The organism is Geosporobacter ferrireducens (assembly GCF_001750685.1).
Classification (GTDB): domain Bacteria; phylum Bacillota; class Clostridia; order Peptostreptococcales; family Thermotaleaceae; genus Geosporobacter; species Geosporobacter ferrireducens.
This window is the reverse complement of sequence record NZ_CP017269.1, coordinates 2,121,927-2,139,684: the sequence shown is the minus strand read 5'-3', so window position 1 is coordinate 2,139,684 and position 17,758 is coordinate 2,121,927. Positions and strand designations below refer to the sequence as shown.

Annotated in this window: 16 protein-coding genes; 15 read left to right on the top strand and 1 reads right to left on the bottom strand. The window is 37.3% G+C overall.

The genetic code is table 11. The features are described 5' to 3' along the window. Positions 1-9 precede the first annotated feature (9 nt). The 11 genes from guaA (at position 10) to Gferi_RS10165 (ending at position 11,043) form a co-directional block, all read left to right on the top strand. The gene (gene guaA, locus Gferi_RS10205; protein WP_069976105.1) at positions 10-1,545 is read left to right on the top strand and encodes a glutamine-hydrolyzing GMP synthase; all 1,536 of its coding nucleotides are present in this window, start codon (positions 10-12) and stop codon (positions 1,543-1,545) included. A 49-nt stretch (positions 1,546-1,594) separates the two neighbouring features. After that, positions 1,595-1,735, top strand: a complete 141-nt coding sequence (locus Gferi_RS28085; RefSeq protein WP_156782364.1) for a hypothetical protein — start codon at positions 1,595-1,597, stop codon at positions 1,733-1,735. 48 nt (positions 1,736-1,783) lie between these two features. Beyond that, on the top strand, positions 1,784-1,909 hold the full coding sequence (locus Gferi_RS29025) for an RHS repeat protein (RefSeq protein ID WP_169832981.1): 126 nt from the start codon (positions 1,784-1,786) through the stop codon (positions 1,907-1,909). 83 nt (positions 1,910-1,992) lie between these two features. Then, positions 1,993-2,487 (top strand): ankyrin repeat domain-containing protein, encoded by a 495-nt coding sequence (locus Gferi_RS10200; RefSeq protein WP_069976101.1) that lies wholly within the window; start codon positions 1,993-1,995, stop codon positions 2,485-2,487. Between the two features lie 338 nt (positions 2,488-2,825). Beyond that, positions 2,826-4,232, top strand: coding sequence for a sigma-54 interaction domain-containing protein (locus Gferi_RS10195; protein ID WP_069976099.1), 1,407 nt, complete (start codon positions 2,826-2,828; stop codon positions 4,230-4,232). A gap of 233 nt (positions 4,233-4,465) precedes the next feature. Then, positions 4,466-5,638: a thiolase family protein gene (locus Gferi_RS10190; protein ID WP_069976097.1), complete on the top strand. Its 1,173-nt coding sequence runs from the start codon at positions 4,466-4,468 to the stop codon at positions 5,636-5,638. 25 nt (positions 5,639-5,663) lie between these two features. Then, positions 5,664-6,488, top strand: coding sequence for a BKACE family enzyme (locus Gferi_RS10185; protein WP_069976095.1), 825 nt, complete (start codon positions 5,664-5,666; stop codon positions 6,486-6,488). A 14-nt stretch (positions 6,489-6,502) separates the two neighbouring features. Further along, the gene (locus tag Gferi_RS10180; protein ID WP_069976093.1) at positions 6,503-7,273 is read left to right on the top strand and encodes a cyclase family protein; all 771 of its coding nucleotides are present in this window, start codon (positions 6,503-6,505) and stop codon (positions 7,271-7,273) included. A 77-nt stretch (positions 7,274-7,350) separates the two neighbouring features. After that, the gene (locus Gferi_RS10175; protein WP_236932721.1) at positions 7,351-9,330 is read left to right on the top strand and encodes a sodium:solute symporter family protein; all 1,980 of its coding nucleotides are present in this window, start codon (positions 7,351-7,353) and stop codon (positions 9,328-9,330) included. Positions 9,331-9,539: 209 nt separating this feature from the next. After that, positions 9,540-10,196: a hypothetical protein gene (locus Gferi_RS10170; protein WP_069976089.1), complete on the top strand. Its 657-nt coding sequence runs from the start codon at positions 9,540-9,542 to the stop codon at positions 10,194-10,196. Between the two features lie 397 nt (positions 10,197-10,593). Further along, the gene (locus Gferi_RS10165; RefSeq protein ID WP_069976087.1) at positions 10,594-11,043 is read left to right on the top strand and encodes a CBS domain-containing protein; all 450 of its coding nucleotides are present in this window, start codon (positions 10,594-10,596) and stop codon (positions 11,041-11,043) included. Positions 11,044-11,283: 240 nt separating this feature from the next. Here Gferi_RS10165 and Gferi_RS10160 read toward each other — a convergent pair whose 3' ends face one another. After that, positions 11,284-12,177 carry an AraC family transcriptional regulator gene (locus tag Gferi_RS10160; RefSeq protein ID WP_069976085.1) on the bottom strand — a complete coding sequence of 298 codons (894 nt, stop codon included), beginning with the start codon at positions 12,175-12,177 and terminating at the stop codon, positions 11,284-11,286. 120 nt (positions 12,178-12,297) lie between these two features. Between Gferi_RS10160 and fabF the strand changes: the two genes are divergently transcribed. From fabF to prdC, 4 genes are all read left to right on the top strand, one after another. Beyond that, entirely contained in the window at positions 12,298-13,536 is a 1,239-nt protein-coding gene (fabF, locus tag Gferi_RS10155; protein ID WP_069976083.1) for a beta-ketoacyl-ACP synthase II, read from the top strand. Positions 13,537-13,723: 187 nt separating this feature from the next. Then, a complete protein-coding gene (locus Gferi_RS10150; RefSeq protein ID WP_069976081.1) occupies positions 13,724-13,981 on the top strand; it encodes an RHS repeat protein in 258 nt (85 codons plus the stop codon). 325 nt (positions 13,982-14,306) lie between these two features. Beyond that, positions 14,307-16,073: a sigma-54 dependent transcriptional regulator PrdR gene (gene prdR, locus Gferi_RS10145; RefSeq protein ID WP_069976079.1), complete on the top strand. Its 1,767-nt coding sequence runs from the start codon at positions 14,307-14,309 to the stop codon at positions 16,071-16,073. Between the two features lie 357 nt (positions 16,074-16,430). Next, positions 16,431-17,717, top strand: a complete 1,287-nt coding sequence (prdC, locus tag Gferi_RS10140; protein ID WP_179948120.1) for a proline reductase-associated electron transfer protein PrdC — start codon at positions 16,431-16,433, stop codon at positions 17,715-17,717. The last annotated feature ends 41 nt before the right edge of the window (positions 17,718-17,758 follow it).

Genomic DNA, 17,758 nt, shown 5'->3' with positions numbered 1-17,758 from the left:
AGGTTTGTGATGAAAAACCAAGAAATGATCCTAATTATAGATTTTGGCGGTCAATATAAGCAGCTGATTGCCAGAAGGGTAAGAGAGAACAATGTGTACTGTGAGGTTGTATCCTACCGGACACCTTTAGAGAAGATCAAGGAGATGAATCCTAAAGGAATCATCTTTACAGGAGGCCCTGCCAGTGTGTATGCGGAAGATGCGCCCAAGTGCGATAGGGAGTTGTTTGAACTCGGAGTGCCTGTATTGGGAATCTGCTACGGCGGACAGCTAATGGCTCAAATGTTTGGTGGAAAGGTCAATCGTGCAGCTTCAAGAGAATATGGCCGGGTAGCGCTGCATATCAACGATAACGAGGGAATCTTTAAGGGGATTTCTGATAATACAAGATGCTGGATGAGTCATACAGACTTTATTGAAATCGCACCGGAAGGTTTTACGATCACTGCCACGACAGACCACTGTCCTGTAGCGGCGATGAAAGAAGCCAGCAAAAAGCTCTATGCAGTGCAATTCCATCCAGAGGTAGAGCATACAGAAATGGGCCGTGAAATCATTGAGAACTTTGTTTTTGAAGTTTGCGGCTGTACCGGAGACTGGAATATGCACGATTTTGCAGAGCAATCTATCCGTGAGATCAAGGAAAAAGTAGGCGATAAAAAGGTTCTTTGCGCCCTTTCCGGTGGAGTAGACTCCTCTGTTGCAGCAGTATTGGTGCATCGGGCCATCGGAAACCAATTGACCTGTATATTCGTAGATCACGGTCTTTTGAGAAAAGATGAAGGGGATCAGGTGGAGCAGGTCTTTAAAGAAAAATTCCAGATGAACCTGATTCGTGTCAATGCGCAAGAGCGGTTTTTAGGCAAGTTGGCCGGTGTGACGGATCCTGAAACAAAGAGAAAGATCATCGGGGAAGAATTCATTCGTGTATTCGAAGAAGAAGCATCCAAACTTGGACAGATTGATTATCTGGTGCAGGGAACGGTATATCCGGATGTTATTGAAAGCGGTACGGATACAGCGGCAGTGATCAAGAGTCATCACAATGTAGGGGGACTGCCGGAGGACATGCAGTTTTCCCTTATTGAACCTCTGCGTCAGCTCTTTAAAGATGAAGTGAGAAAAGTCGGCGAAGAGCTGGATATTCCAGAAGAGATTGTTTGGCGTCAGCCATTTCCGGGACCGGGGCTGGCTATCCGGGTATTAGGAGAGATTACAGAAGAAAAACTGCATATTGTCCGTGAATCCGATGCAATTTTACGGGATGAGATCCGAAAAGCAGGACTCCACCGGGATATTTGGCAGTACTTCACAGCCCTGCCGAATATCAAAAGTGTAGGGGTTATGGGAGATGAGCGAACCTACAGCCATACCATAGCCCTCCGAGCTGTTACATCCAGTGACGGTATGACCTCAGACTGGGCCAGAATCCCCTATGAAGTATTGGAGAAGATATCCAACCGTATTGTAAATGAAGTAGATAATGTGAATCGTATCGTATACGACATCACCTCCAAGCCCCCATCAACTATCGAGTGGGAATAGGAAACAAAAACCCTGTAAACCTTATAACAAAGGTCTACAGGGTTCTATTTTGCTCAGACAAGGGGACGGTTCTCCTGTCTTCGAGCTTATTTTCGGAACTAAAGGAACCACCCACTACTACATAGACCAGGCAGGAAGAGTCATCGCAGAAGCCGATGGAAACGGAAATCTAAAAGCCAGCATCATATAGGGACACAAACCCCTGGCAAGAATTGAACAGGAGAAATGGTACTACTATGTGTATAATGGTCATGGCGGTGTAGTGCAAATGGTGGATGAAAATGGTAATATAGTAAATAGATACTCCTACGATGAATGGAGGAATATTCTAGAGAAACAGGAAACCATTGAAAATCCAAAATAAGATATACTGGTGAGTATTATGATGATATTGTAGAAATGCTAAAAGAGTCGGGCGAACAAGCAACGAGGAGGAGATAATTTACAATGGATACCGTCAATATTGCAAAGGCAGTTCGCAGTGCAATTAAGGAAGGAAATGTTGAAAAAGTAAGAGAATTAATAGGTACAAATAATGAAATATTAAATTTGATGACACCATTTGGAACATGGCTACACGTAGCGGCATCACATGGAAAGCTAGAAATTGTTAAATACCTTATCAATGCTGGCCTAGATGTAAATATTAAAGGAGGTACTTTTAACGCTGGAGCAATTAATCGTGCTGCAAGTGAAGGGCACGTAGAAATTGTAAAGTATCTAATGGATTGTGATGCTGAACTAGATGTTAGTGAGCCAGATAGAAATCCATTATTTGCTGCAATTTATGGCGGACATAAAGATATTGCAAAACGTCTAATAGATAGTGGTATTGATACAAGTATTAAATACTCAGGAGAAAATATGACTAATATGGATGCATATGCCTTTGCTATTGAAAGAGGCCAAAAAGAAATTGCTGTATTATTGGAAAACAGGTGATGGCTTGGACTAACAACAGAATCGTCCCCTTGTCTTTACCCTTGTCTTTATTGATTATCATACAAAATAGTATTTTACCCACATTCTGCCCACGGATTTAGATACATTCATTCCATGGGTAAATTTTTTTGAGAATAAGATAGATATGTAATATTCTAAAATATGTTTTAATGTAATTTGCCAATGATAGAGGAAAAGAATAGGATCTGCTGAATATTAAAGTAAATATGAAAATAATACTATGCATGATAAGATCCATCAATTCAATATTTTGTAGGTATACTACAAAGGGATGCGAAAGAATAGGTAGGAGGAGTCATAATTTAAGGAGGGAATTTATGGGTATAGAAGGTATAAATAATATAGACCCAGAAATTACGAAACTTATCATTGATCATTTAGATGGTGTGGTTATTACTGATGCTCAGGGAAGATATGTATACGTGAATGATACTTGGTCTGAGATGATGGGTGGAATAAAATTGGCGGATGTAAAGGGAAAATATGTGAAGGATTTAATCCCAGATACTAAAATCGACTTTGTTCTTAAAACCAAGAAGCCAATTACAGGACATATGATTACAACAAAGGGACCATCTAAGACAAAATTATTTTCCACATATGTACCTATTTTTAATAAACAAGGAAAAATAGTAGCAGGATTCATCCATGTAATTATAAAAGGTATGGAAAATGCTATTAATTTTTCATTTAGAATTAATAGCATGGCTACTCAGCTAGAATATTACCAAGAGGAATTAAAAAAGATTAGAGGAGCTAAATATACGATAGATAATATTATAGGTAATAGTCCAGAAATTCAAGAATTAAAGAGAAAAATCATTCAAGCTTCTAGAAGCAATTCTACTGTTTTAATAGAAGGAGAAACTGGAGTAGGGAAAGAATTAGTAGCTCATTCCATTCATGACCTAAGTAGTAGGGATGCATCTCCTTTCATAAAAGTAAATTGCTCTGCCATACCGAGAGAACTTTTAGAGTCTGAATTTTTCGGATATGAAGAAGGTGCATTTACAGGAGCTAAAAAAGGTGGAAAAGAAGGCAGATTTGAAATGGCGAATAAAGGAAGTTTGTTTCTCGATGAAATTAATCAATTACCTCTATTTTCTCAACCTAAATTATTAAGAGCATTACAGGAGAAGGAGATTGAAAGAGTAGGAGGTAAAGGAAGTATACCTGTTGATGTAAGAGTTATAGCTGCTACCAATATGAATCTAGAGAGAATGGTAGGAGAGAAAAAATTTAGAAGTGATTTATTTTATAGATTAAATGTAGTAAAGATTACGATACCTCCTCTAAGAAAGAGGAAAGAAGATATACCTTTGATTGTGGAAAATTTAATAGAAAAACTAAACTTTCAGCTAGGAATGAAAATTCCAGGAATATCAGAGGATGCCGAAATTAAACTTATGGAAGTAGATTATGACTGGCCTGGAAATATAAGAGAATTACAAAATATAGTAGAAAGAGCTATGAATAGTTCATGGGTGGAGACTTTAGAATGGATTCACTTTAAGGATTATTTTACAAGTAAAAACCCTAAATTCATTGACAAAGTCAGTAAAAATAATATATCAAAGATTAAAGATATAAAGGCAGAGCTAGAAAAAGAGACGATTATCAATGTTTTGGATAATTCTATAACCAAAGCAGAGGCTGCAAAAAAGTTAGGAATATCTAGGACATCCTTTTATAAAAAATTAAAAAAATATGAGATAAATAGCTAAGTGCATGTAACCTTAAGCTAGCATGTAAACTTAAGATTACATTGTAATGAAGTATTGTATTTGTTGAATATTAAGAATTTTACTTAAAAGTGTAAACTTATATTTACAATAAAAAGAAAGAACTTTTAATTCACATTGCTACAAGCAAGGAATTTCAAGGTTCTTTCTTTTTTATTCTTGGCATGATAATTGCGTAATATTATAGTAAATATTTGTAAAGGAGGATAGATTCGATGAAAAATGCTGTAATAGTTTCGGCTGTTCGTACACCTGTAGGTAGATTCAGGGGCGCTTTATCATCTGTAGAACCATATAAAATGGGAGCTGAAGTGATTAAAGAATCTATTAAGAGATCTGATATTGATAAGGCTATGATAGACGAGGTTATTTTTGGTAATTTGATGGGACATGATGTAAATAATATAGCAAGAATGGCATCATTAGAGGCAGGAATACCTATAGAAAAGCCAGCACTTACAGTAGATAGACAATGTGGTACATCTCTTAATGCTATTGCATTGGGAGCAATGATGATTCAATTGGGAGAGGCGAAAGTAATCGTTGCTGGAGGCGTTGAAAGTGACTCCCGTAGACCGTATATCATGCTGAAACAGGAAGCAGGGTATTCACATACGCCCCCTAAATTTAGCCATGATCTAAGGCTTTCACCGGAACATATAGGGAATCCCAATATGGGTATAACTGCTGAGAATCTTGTTAGCATGTATCAGCTTACAAGAGAAGAATTGGATGTCTATTCCTATAATAGCCATAAAAAAGCTGCTTTAGCAGAAGAAAAAGGTAAATTTACAGAACAGATTTTACCTATAGAAGTTGATAAGGGAAAAGGTAAGAAAGAAATGGTTTCAAAAGATGAAACTATAAGAGAAGGCATTAGCTTAGAGGCAATGGCTAAATTGAAACCAGTTTTTAAGGAAGATGGTGTAGTAACAGCAGGAAATAGTTCACCTATGAGCGATGGAGCTGCTGCAGTAGTAATCATGGAGGAAGAAATGGCGAAAGAGCTAGGGCTAGAAATATTAGCAAGATATAGAGCCTTTACTGCTGTAGGTGTAGATCCTAATATCATGGGAATAGGTCCTGTTCCGGCTACTAGAAAAATTTTAGAAAAGACAAATTTGACTTTAGATGATATTGATTTAATTGAATTAAATGAGGCTTTTGCTGCTCAGACAGTAGCTTGTATAAAGGAATTAGGCATAGACGAAAACAAGTTAAATGTGAATGGTGGTGCAATAGCCCTTGGTCATCCATTGGCAGGAACAGGGGCTATTTTAACAACGAAAATGGTTTATGAAATGAGAGATAGAGATGCTCATTTAGGTCTAATAACCTTCTGCTGCGGCGGAGGACAAGGCGTAGCCATGTTGTTAGAGAGGGATTAGGAATAATCGAAAGGAGATGAATGAAATGGCAAAAACTATTATTACAGTGGCGACAACAGGAGCTTGGCCAACTAAAAAGGATAATCCAAATATACCTTTAACACCAGAGGAAATAGCAGAGGATGTTTATCAATGTTATAAAGCTGGAGCAGCAATTGCGCATCTTCACATGAGAGATGATGAAGGAAAAGGTACGATGGATAAGGAAAGATTTGAAAAAACAGTTCAATTAATTAGAGAAAAATGTGATATCCTTTTAAATTTAACTACTTCAGGAGATTTAAATGCTACAGATGAAACAAGGCAAGCACATTTAAAATCTATAAAACCAGAATTGGCTTCTTATGATTGCGGCAGTATGAACTGGATGCATAAAACAGTATTTTTAAATACGCCAAGTTTTTTAGAGAAGTTAGGTCATACAATGCAAGACTATGGAGTGAAACCAGAAATAGAAATTTTTGATGGAGGTATGGTCTACAATTCTCTATATTATTTAAAGAAGGGTATTCTAAAGTCTCCTTTACACTATCAATTTGTTTTAGGTGCAGCGGGAGGTATGGCTGCTACTATAGAAAATCTAGTATTTTTAAAAAATTTAATACCTGAAGGATCTACATGGTCCGCTTTAGGAATCGGAAAAGGACATGTTCCTATTATGCTAGCAGCAATCGCAATGGGTGGACATATCAGAGTGGGTATGGAAGACAATGTTATGTTTAATAAAGAAGAATTGGCAAAATCAAACGCTCAGTTCGTCACTCGTGCAGCAAATATCATTCGTGAAAGTGGTAATGAGGTTGCAACACCACAGGAAGCAAGAGAAATTTTAGGACTAAAGTTAAAATAAAGGAGATTGCAGAAATGAAAATCGTAGATTTAAGTATCGCAATAGAAAGTGGATTGCCTAGTGATCCGCCAGATTATATACCACATATAGAATATCAAAATCATAAAGATACAGTATCAGACATGCTAGCGTATTTTGGGGAGGCTACTTTAGATGATTTACCGGAGGGAAATGGATGGGCAGTAGAATTTATAAGGCTATCTACCCATGCAGGAACGCATATTGATGCTCCTTATCACTATTATCCAACGATGAATGAGGGAGAAAGGGCTTGGACTGTTGATGAGGTTCCTCTAGAATGGTTTTATGGTTCAGCTGTTGTAGTGAATTTTAAAGATAAACCAGACGGATATAAAGTAGAATCAACGGACTTTGAAGAATATTTTAAAAAAATTAATTATAACTTAAAACCAGGAGATATCGTATTGGTGAATACTGGTGCCAGCAAATATTGGGGAACTAAGGAATATTTATCTAAAGGTTGCGGGATGACGAAAGCAGCTACCTTATGGCTTGTAGAACAAGGTGTTCGGGTAGTAGGAACAGATGCTTGGAGTTGGGATCGACCACTACCATTAATTGCAAAAGAATTTAATGAAACTCGTAATAAGGACATCATATGGGAAGGACATCGTGCAGGGGCAGAAAAAGCTTACTGCCATATAGAGAAACTAACGAATTTAGATGCATTGCCAATCATAGGAAGTCAGTTTTTCTGTTTTCCTGTAAAGATTAAGAATGCCAGTGCTGGCTGGATTCGTGCAATAGCCTTTGTTGAGGATTAATTTCAGAAAAGGAAATTCCTTTCTGAAATACCTTAATTATTTACTATGTCTCATAAAACTAAAAATATGGGGGTTAAATGATGGTAAATATAGCTTTTAGTATATATGCAATTATATTTCTAGCACTCTTAATAGGCTCTGGATTTATTGCTAAAAAATGGGTGTCTGATTCTGATGATTTTATTATTGCAGGAAGAGAAATAAGCTTGCCAGTTAATATTTTAGGAGTAGTGGCTATTGGTTTTGCAGGAACAAGTATCACCTTAGCACCAGGTTTTTCAGTTTTATATGGAATAAAAGGCGGTATTTTTTGGGGAGTAATATACTCTCTATTTGGATTATTGCTTTATGCGAATTTATTTGCTGATTTTATTAGGAGATCAGGGGCTCAAACCCTTCCAGAATATTTTGAAACTCGTTATGATGGAAAGGTTCGAGGATTAGTAGCAATTACATCCGTAATAGGTATGTGTGGTATTTTAGCGAATAATATTGTATCTCTATCCTCTATCGTTTCAGGCTATACAGGATGGCCAGTTTTCATAATTACAGCAGTAGGATTTTTAGTTATATTAATTTTTGCTACTATGAGTGGAATGTGGGCTACAACCATCACTGACTTTATTCAAGTTACAATAGGAACCATTGCAGTTCCAGTTTTCTTAATGATTTTAGTTCGTAAATATGGTGGTATGGAATATTTCAATACTTGGTTAAGTGGAGATTGGATTAATCAAGGATTGTCAGGCGCATCTTTACCTGGATTATCCATGAAATATCCTAGTGTTATTACTTTTGCAATATTATTTGGAACAGCATTGGTATGGGGAAATAATTATTATTGGATTAAGATTGCTTCTTGTAGAAATGAAAAGGTTGCAAGAAAGTCTTATACCATAGGTTCTCTTTATCTAATCATTGTATTTATGATACCATTATCTTTCATAGGAATTTATGCAGGGACTACAATGCCAGAAACCTTCACATTAGCTGGAGGCACCATTGCTCATACAGCAGCCTATGGCGTAATAGCAAGGGTAATTACACCATTATTAGGATCTGTATTTATCGTAGGTGCTGCTGCAGCTGCATTGTCTACATCTTCAACATCAGCAATGGGAGCAACGTCAACTGCAACACGTGATATTTATAAAAGAATGATTAATAAAAATGCAACGCCAAAAGAAACTTTAAAGGCAAGTAAAGGTATTATGGCATTAATTATTTTAGTTACATGGGGTATGACATTTTTTCCAGGAGGTCCAACCTACCTATTTGCATTTGCAAACGCTTGGCTAACACCTCCAGCAGTACTTCTATTATTAGGAGCATTATGGCCAAGATTTAACTCAAGAGGAGCTTTTTGGGGCGTTTTATCAGGAATGACCACGATGATTGCTTTAACAATAGCGGAATTGACAGGCACTTTTGTAATTGGAAATTGGACGCACATGGCAATCGTTGGATTTTCAGTGTCACTTGTTGTGGGAGTTATAGCAGCTTTAAGCACATCGCCAAAATATTATGGTATTTCTGAATGGAATATTAAAGCAAATGAAAATAATCGAAAAGATATAAAGTTAGAAGCATTTGATTTAAAAGTATTAGAAATGATTCGAATAGGACATCAGTATTTATCTGATATCACTGATGGATTAAAGGTGGATTCTAAAATTTCTAATGAATCCATTGAAAGACTAGATCAAGGAGGCTATATTGAAAGATCAGGATTAGTAGGAAGCAAATTCTTCACTTTTAGTATCACTAAAAATGGAGAAGCGATATTACCTAAATTAAATGAAAATGAAAGCAGGATGATGAAAGAATATCTTAATTCTAAATACGTAGATTTCTTAGAGATCGTTCTAGAAGATTCATACAAAGTTGGAAAGTTTGCAAAGGATCATGACATGGGTTCATTACAAATGTCCAGTATGATTTCGCATCTAACTCGCCGTGGATATATCATTGAAAAAGGTATGTTTAAAAGAAAAGTTGAAATAACAGATAAGGGAAAATCCATAGTAAGTAAATATAAGAATGCCAAACTAGCTTAAATAAATAAAAGGCCTAAACTTTCAGAAGATTTAGGTCTTTTATTGCCTATATCTTTAGACAAGGGTAGACAAGGGGACGGTTCTCCTGTCTGCGAGCTTATTTTTTTGAGACAAACCGCCCTCTTGTAGCAATGAAAAATTTACAAAGCTTCAATAATATTATAGAATATAACTATTCTATATTAAAAATTAAGAGGTGCCATCCATTTATGACTATACAAAAAGAAAGCAAACAAATACCAAAGAAAGTAGCAATAATTATAATTTCGTTATCTGTAGTATGGGCAGTGCTAATATTGGGAGGTATTACTTATTTTGTATCTAAGTCATATAAATCACCAGAAGTAAGACAAAATAGTAAAGTAGCTCAAAATCAAGAAATACGGCTTGCGACAATAAATGCTGGCGATAATGAGTACAGAGAGAAATTAACTAATGTATTAGGAGATATGGAATATGCAATAATGAAACTTACAATACAATCTGATTATATTGTTCAAATTTGGCATAATGCAATTTTTAGCAATAAAAATGTAGAGGAAAGTTTAAAAAAGGCTCTTAAGAACTCAGATGAGATTGACAAGAATACAAGTGAGGATAGGGCTACAACAAGAGAACGTATCAAAACCCTTATGCAAGAACTATCCAATCCACCAGAGGAGTTAAGAGAGGTACATAAATTAGCAATAGAAATGTACAGTCATTATTTAGACTTATATGGGTTAACAGTAAATCCGAGTGGCATATATGAAACCTATGTCAATAATGTAAATGAAGCGAAGTCGAAATTCTATAAAAATGCTGAAAAATTGCTAGTAGTTGACCCTAGTTTTGGTATTAAGAAAGAAAAAGAACACAATGATTAGTTAAAGGTTGATAGTGGAATGCGACAATTGTGAAGGTTCGTTTTGTCGCATTTATCTTTTTTTGACTTAGTGATAATAGGGTATAATAAGGAAAAAGAGAGATGTAGGGTTTTCTACTAAGGTTTAGCACAGATTTAGACAAGGGGATGCTCATTTATATGGGGACGGTTTGTTGATGAATCCTTTCTTTTGAAGGAAAAACATAATGCCAGAAAGAAAAGCAAACGCGGTATATATCATGTAATAATTAGAGGTGCAAATAGACAGAAGATATTTCATGATGATGACTGTTTACGGGTACTTGAAACATTAGCAAAGCATAAAGTGAAATAAGATATATCCATAGATATGTGAAGATGTACAATATAGTATTTAAATCGTTTAGGAGGGGATAATTATGAAACTAACAGCAAAGGATATAATGACAACAGAGGTTATATGGATAAATGAGGATAGCAGTGCTTACGAAGCAATAGAAATATTGGTATCGCTTAATGTAAACTGCTTACCTGTTCTTAACGGCAATGGTATTTTGACGGGAGTCGTTACAGAGACAGATTTGGTGTATATAGATAAAAAATTAAACAGATCATCCTACTATGCTTATGGAGAGTTAAATGTTCCAATTGATATAAGGGTTTTGAATAAGGATCTAAGTGGATTAAAAAAAATCACAGTAAAGGAGGTTATGACCAAAAAACTAATAACAGTAAAAGAGGATGCATCCTTAGAAAAAATTATAGATATCATTATTAATAAAGGCATTAAGACAATTCCTGTGATAAACGATTCTAAAGTAGTTGGTATTATAACAAGAAAAAATATTCTAAAATATTATTTGAGATAAGTATTTTCAGCGAACTGAATAATAATTTTGTTCGAAGGGATTCATTTCAGAATAACTATTTAGTGAAAAAAAACATGTCAATTAGCTCTTTTTCTAATGCGAATATTTTTCAAAGCGTTAAAGGGATTAACCAGAATTTCTGCGTGCCACAAAGGCCCAACAACCAGTTGTTTACTGGTTGTTGGGCCTTTGTGGCATACATGAAGGAGCCGCTTCCAAAGACATTGTCCGCACTTTCTCTCATAGGGTACTGCCTGCTTCTTTTATGGGTTGATAAATATCCAGCTCGCAATAATTATCATTGGCCCGTCTTGTATCGATATACTCAAATCGAAATGTATCCGCCGATTGAAACCCGGAATTGACAATCCATTTCCGATATAGATGAACCAATAGCCTTCCCACCTGCCTTCCCTTTATATCATCGGGGCGGAAAAACCCTACGAACCGAAATACCACATATTTGTGTGGCGGTATATGAACACTTGTCATTCCTTCTGGTATATGCCTCACATCAGCTACCTGTATGGAAGGAATATAATAAATATGCCCGTCATTATATTCGCTCCAGTCTGTATACCCGAAGTATACTTGAGGATTAACCCCGTTACGAATTTCATGGCTGTGATGGTAAAAGAAATCCCTGCCATGCATATTTGCAATGTTGTCCCCTGACCTGCTTAATATCTTATATTTCTTGCCGATTAGATTAAATTTCTGCTTAAAAATGTAAAAAGGTTTATAAATGATAGAATTATGCACGGATAAGATATCATTGATGTTCATCTTTTCTTTGATTTCAATGGATATTTGTTCTGTCCTTGCTTTCAAAGGCGTGTATCCAAATTTCTTTTTAAAGGCCCTGATGTAGGATTGCTCATGGTCAAATCCATATTCCAATGCGATGTCAAGCATTCTCATATTGGTATTTGCCAATTCATTAATACTGGCCGATAACTTGCGTGCCTGCACATACTCAATGATAGATTCCCCTGTCAGCGCCTTAAACATTCTATGCAAGTAGTATTTAGAAACCCCAACATATAAGGCTATATCATCCAAAGAAATTTTGCGGTGAATATTATTTTCAATATAGTTTATACATGCTTCAATGGTTTCTTTTGTATTGATCATAATTTTTGACACCTTTCCATATGAAAAAGCAATACCTGTTCATTTTTAGTTCATTATATATGTTATCGTTATATAAGTAAATATTAGCCATCCATTTTTAAGCCACAGGAGGTTTTGATGATGAAAAGACGTGTTGTCATTACGGGTATGGGAGCGGTAACTTCTCTAGGCATAGGTGCCCATAAGCTTTGGCAGTCTGTAAGAAACGGAAAAACCGGCATAAGCATGATTGAGAGAATCGATGTCTCTGATCTCCCTACCAAAGTGGGTGCCGAAATCAAGGACTTTGCCCCGGCAGATTTTATTGAAAAAAAAGAAGTAAAGAGAATGGATAGATTTGCACAATATGCTGTAGCAGCAGCCCAAATGGCTGTTGAGGATTCCAAATTGAAGCTTGATAACCTTGATAAAGAACGTATAGGTGTCATCACCGGTACGGGTGTAGGAGGCGTGGAAACCATCGAGAGCCAGCATCATACATTGCTGGAAAAAGGAACCCGGAGAGTCAGTCCATTCTTTGTACCCATGATGATCCCCAATATGGCCTCCGGACTTATTGCCATCAAATATGGCGTCACGGGCTTTAATGAATGTATTGTGGCTGCCTGTGCATCATCCACAAACGCCATTGGAGACGCCTTTAAAGTTATACAGCGAAATGCCGCCGATATCATGATTGCAGGCGGTGCCGAGGCACCGATTACACGGTTATCCCTATCGGGTTTTTGTGCGAACAAAACAATGACCACCAATGAGGATCCCTTTACGGCCAGCAGGCCCTTTGACCTTAAACGAAACGGCTTTGTCATGGGAGAAGGTGCAGGTATACTCATACTGGAAGAATTGGAACATGCCCTAAATAGAGGAGCTGACATCATTGCCGAAGTCGTCGGTTATGGCTGTACCAATGATGCATACCATATAACAGCACCCGCCGAGGAGGGTGAGGGCGGAGCAAAGTGTATGAAGCTTGCCATTGACGATGCCGGTATTGACCCATCCAATATCGGGTATATCAATGCCCATGGAACTTCAACCAGTTTAAACGATAAAAACGAAACAGCCGCCATCAAAACCGTTTTTGGTAAGTATGCATATCATCTGCCCGTAAGCTCGACAAAATCAATGACAGGGCATCTGTTGGGAGCTGCAGGAGCCATCGAAGCCATTATTACTTCTTTTGCAGTAAAAGATAAGTTTTTACCTCCCACGATTAACTATAAAACACCCGATCTGGAATGCGATTTATATTATGTGCCTAACGAAGGAAAAAGTGCAAATATTACCTATGCTTTAACCAACTCCCTTGGTTTCGGGGGACACAACGCGTCATTGGTTTTGAAGGCTATAGATTGCTAGCTATTTATATCTTGATTTTTTTAGGGTAAAGACCCCCACCTCTAAGCGTTAGCGGAGGTGGGATTTTTAAATCAGGTGGGGTAGACTCTCCAACTGATTCCCCAATGTTTCAGCTTGCTGGAACGAGTTCACTTGTAGGGTCTGCGGCAAGGGGATGGTTCTGAATGACTCATTTCTGAAAGTGTGGATGAGAGCTAGTTTATGTGCGACAAGGAGAGGATTCTCTTTTGTCGCATTTTTCTTTCATCTACAACCGTGTCAACCGGCTCAAAGAAGTCCAGGAAACCGGACCGCACAAATCGAAGTAATGGCAGGAGCCGTCAAACTGACCAACTACAGCTACAACAACAAAAACCAGCTGGAAAGAGAAATCCGGCAGGAGGCAGGAAAAACCATCGAAAACACTTACCAGTATGATGCCAACGGCAACCTGGTCAGTCAATGACGTCAGATATCGGATCAATCCCTTAAAAAAGAGATGTTTTTATAAGGGATTTTTAACAGTTTTTTGAAAATAGGACTTTTTGCTTATGCTATCAAAAGTTTACTTAATCTCCTAAGTATATTAATATATAACAGAGTGAATATTGAGACGATCTTTTGTTTGTGTCAGGATCAATCCGGAAGGATATGATGAATTGCCTTCATATAGCAGCCATGAATGATCTCCCCAAAATTCAAATTTATTGTTTTAAAACGCAACAATTCTAAAGTTATATGAATGAAGAAAGTAGATGAATAGGTGTCTGTTCCAAAATAAGGAGGATTCTATGTTTTTAAACAAGCTGGATGATTATAAGGTAACGGATATTATGGTAAAGGATTTGATAACGGTCCATGGAGATACTACTTTAAGAGAAACAATAATGAGAATGATAAACGGCAATACGGAGGAAGTACTTGTACTGGATGAAAAAGAAAATATTATTGGTATGGCTTGCACTACCGATATGATCAAGGCCATGAAAGATATTTCCTTCAAGGATAGCTTTGAAGACAAAATAATAAAATATGCCGTAAAGAATGTGGTATGTATTGACAGCAGGGCAAAGGCTTTGGAAGCTAGAAACAGAATGAAGCAAAAGGGTATAGGAAGACTGCCGGTGATAGAAAACAATAAATTAATCGGTATGATCAGAGTGAAAGACATATTAGACAAAGTATATCTCAAAGTTGATGAGATGCGGCAAACCTTTAGATATATTTTAGATAACCTTCATGAAGCCGTATGTGTTGTTGATAAAAATGGGGTTGTTATTTTATGGGGTGATAGATCGGAAAAGCTTTACGGAGTAAAGGCAGAAGATATTGTAGGAAGAAAGCTGGAGGAGTTTTTCCCAAATGGACTTCTGCTGAAGGTATTGCAAGAAAAAAAACCCATAGAAAATGTTATTCACAGTCCAAGAAAGGGAAGTTATGTAAATATCAGCGCCATACCTCTTTTTATTAATGGAGAGCTGGAAGGAGCGGTATCTACCGATAGAGATATTACAGAGGTAAGAAATTTATCTTTAGAACTGGAGGTTGCTAAAGAAAAGCTTGATTACCTACAGATGGAGGTAATCAAAGCAAATGAAGACAAGTATTCCTTCGGGAAAACCTTAGGGAAGAGTGAGGTCATTCGAGATAAAATCAATCGTGCCATGCAGGTGGCTGCTACCAATAGCAGTGTCCTGATTTTGGGGGAGAGTGGAACAGGGAAAGAGGTATTTGCAAGGACGATTCACCAGGCTAGCGGTAGAAAAGGACCTTTCGTAGCAATTAATTGCAGTGCTATACCGGAAAATCTTTTTGAAAGTGAAATGTTTGGTTATGAGGGGGGAGCCTTTACAGGAGCCTTAAATAAGGGGAAGATTGGTAAAATTGAATTAGCGAATAAAGGTACTCTTTTCTTAGATGAAATTGGAGATATGCCGCTCTACATGCAGGCAAAGCTCTTAAGGGTACTGCAGGAGCGTCAGATAGTAAGGGTAGGGGGAGATAAAGTAATTGATATTGATGTTAGAATTATTTCCGCAACCCATAGAGATTTGAAGACGATGGTAAAGGAAGATTGTTTTAGAGAAGATTTGTTTTACCGATTAAATGTTGTAAACCTGGAAATACCTAGCTTAAGAGATAGGAAAGAAGATATTCCTATGTTTGTAAAACATTTTATGGATGCGTTTTGTAAGGAAAACAATATATTTGTTCCTAGGATAGCCCCTGAAGTATTTCAAATTCTTATGAGCTATGACTGGCCTGGAAATATTCGGGAATTGAAAAACACAATAGAGCATCTGGTCATTTTTTCAAAGGATGGAGAAGTAAAAGTAGAGAGCCTGCCGGAGCATTTTTGGGGGAAAGGGGAACAACATCAAGAATCAGAAGCAGTTTACGATTTGCAGGAGAATATAAAAAGGACTGAAATAAGCACTATAATAAAGGCTATGGAAACCGCCAAGGGCAACAAAGCTCAAGCAGCAAAACTCCTGAATATACCTAGAAGCACCTTGTATTATAAAATTAAATTTTATGACTTAATAGAATATTTATAGAGAACATTTTCAATAATCGTCAGTGGGTTGACATACGTCGGCGTGCTGACGGTTATTGCTTTTTTTTGATTTAAAAGAATAAGATGTTGAAACGGCAAGGTCTTAATGATATAAAAAGAATCTGTTCCGTGTCGAAATATAAGAAATGCCGTCGCTGGATTGACACTTTGAAATACTGAAAGCCTGTTGATTAGGGACAACTGAGAAAAAATATAAAGTTAGACAAATAACAAACAATAGGAATATCAATAGTTCTACATTTCTGCTATAGAAAAAATTTATAGAAAAACTATTATTCATAGAAATTGGCATACTACTTGCTCATATATGGGGTAGGATTCAAGGAGGTGAAAAAAGGTGAAGATTGTCATATCTTTAAAGCAGCACGTGGGTGCTCCTTGTGAGGCCATTGTCAAAGCAGGAGATGAAGTAAAAAAGGGACAGCGGGTTGCTATTCCTCAAGGATTAGGTGCAAACCTTCATGCCAGTGTATATGGTGTTGTCGAGAAAATTACCAAAGAAGCAATTGTTATTATTCCCTATAATGAACAATCCGATGCGTATATAAAAATAAATGAAACGGATGACAAGCTTGAGGCTATTAAGGAAGCCGGAATTGTGGGAGCAGGAGGAGCAGGTTTTCCCACTCATGTCAAGCTGAATGTTAATCTTGATGGAGGCTATGTCATTGCCAATGGGGCAGAATGTGAGCCGGTATTAGGCCATAACTTAAAGCTGATGGAGGAGCAGCCGGAGGTTATTGTAAGAGGTCTTAAGTATATTAAGGAAATTACCAATGCCTTCAAAGGTTATATTGTCATAAAGGAAAAGCATAAAAAGGCAGTAGCGGCTTTGAAAAAGGCTTGTTCTATGGAAGCAAATATAGAAGTGAAGTTCTTGCCGGACATTTATCCTTCCGGAGATGAGAGGGTTATTGTCAGGGTAGTTTTAGGAGTAGAGTTAGAGCCAGGAAAACTCCCCATAGAAGCGAATGCGGTAGTTCAAAATGTTGAAACCCTAAAACACATTGTCAATGCAATAGAGTTAAGAAAACCTTATATTACAAAGGACCTAACGGTAGCAGGCCGCGTAAAGGATGCCAAAAAAGGCAGGGTATTCTTAGATGTGCCACTGGGAGAACCGGTGGGAAAATATATAGAGTTATGCGGTGGATATGTAAAGCCTTACGGAGAAATTGTACTGGGAGGGCCCTTTACCGGAGGCCCTGGCAGGGAAGATTCGCCTATTACCAAGACTTTGGGAGGAATTTTAGTGGCAATGCCCTTCCCGCAAGAAACAAGAAAGGTCGGAATTCTAGCCTGTGAGTGCGGGGCCCAAGAGGAAAGGTTGAAAACCATTGCCAAAGCTATGGGAGCAGAGGTAGTAGCGGAGGAAAAGTGTAAAAGAATGGTAGAGGTGAACGGTAGATACCGCTGCGACAAACCGGGGGTATGCCCAGGACAAGCAGAAAAGGTCCTAAAAATGAAGAAAAAGGGTATACAAGTACTTTTAACAGGTACCTGCGGCGATTGAACGAATACCGTCATGAACGTAGCTCCTAGGTTAGGAGTTCCAACTTATCATAGTACAGATCATGTCCTTAGAGCAGTAGGGCAAAGACTGGTTAGAAGAAGTAAAGAATAAATAGAAAATGATTTAAAACAATTCAATGAAAAAACCTGGAT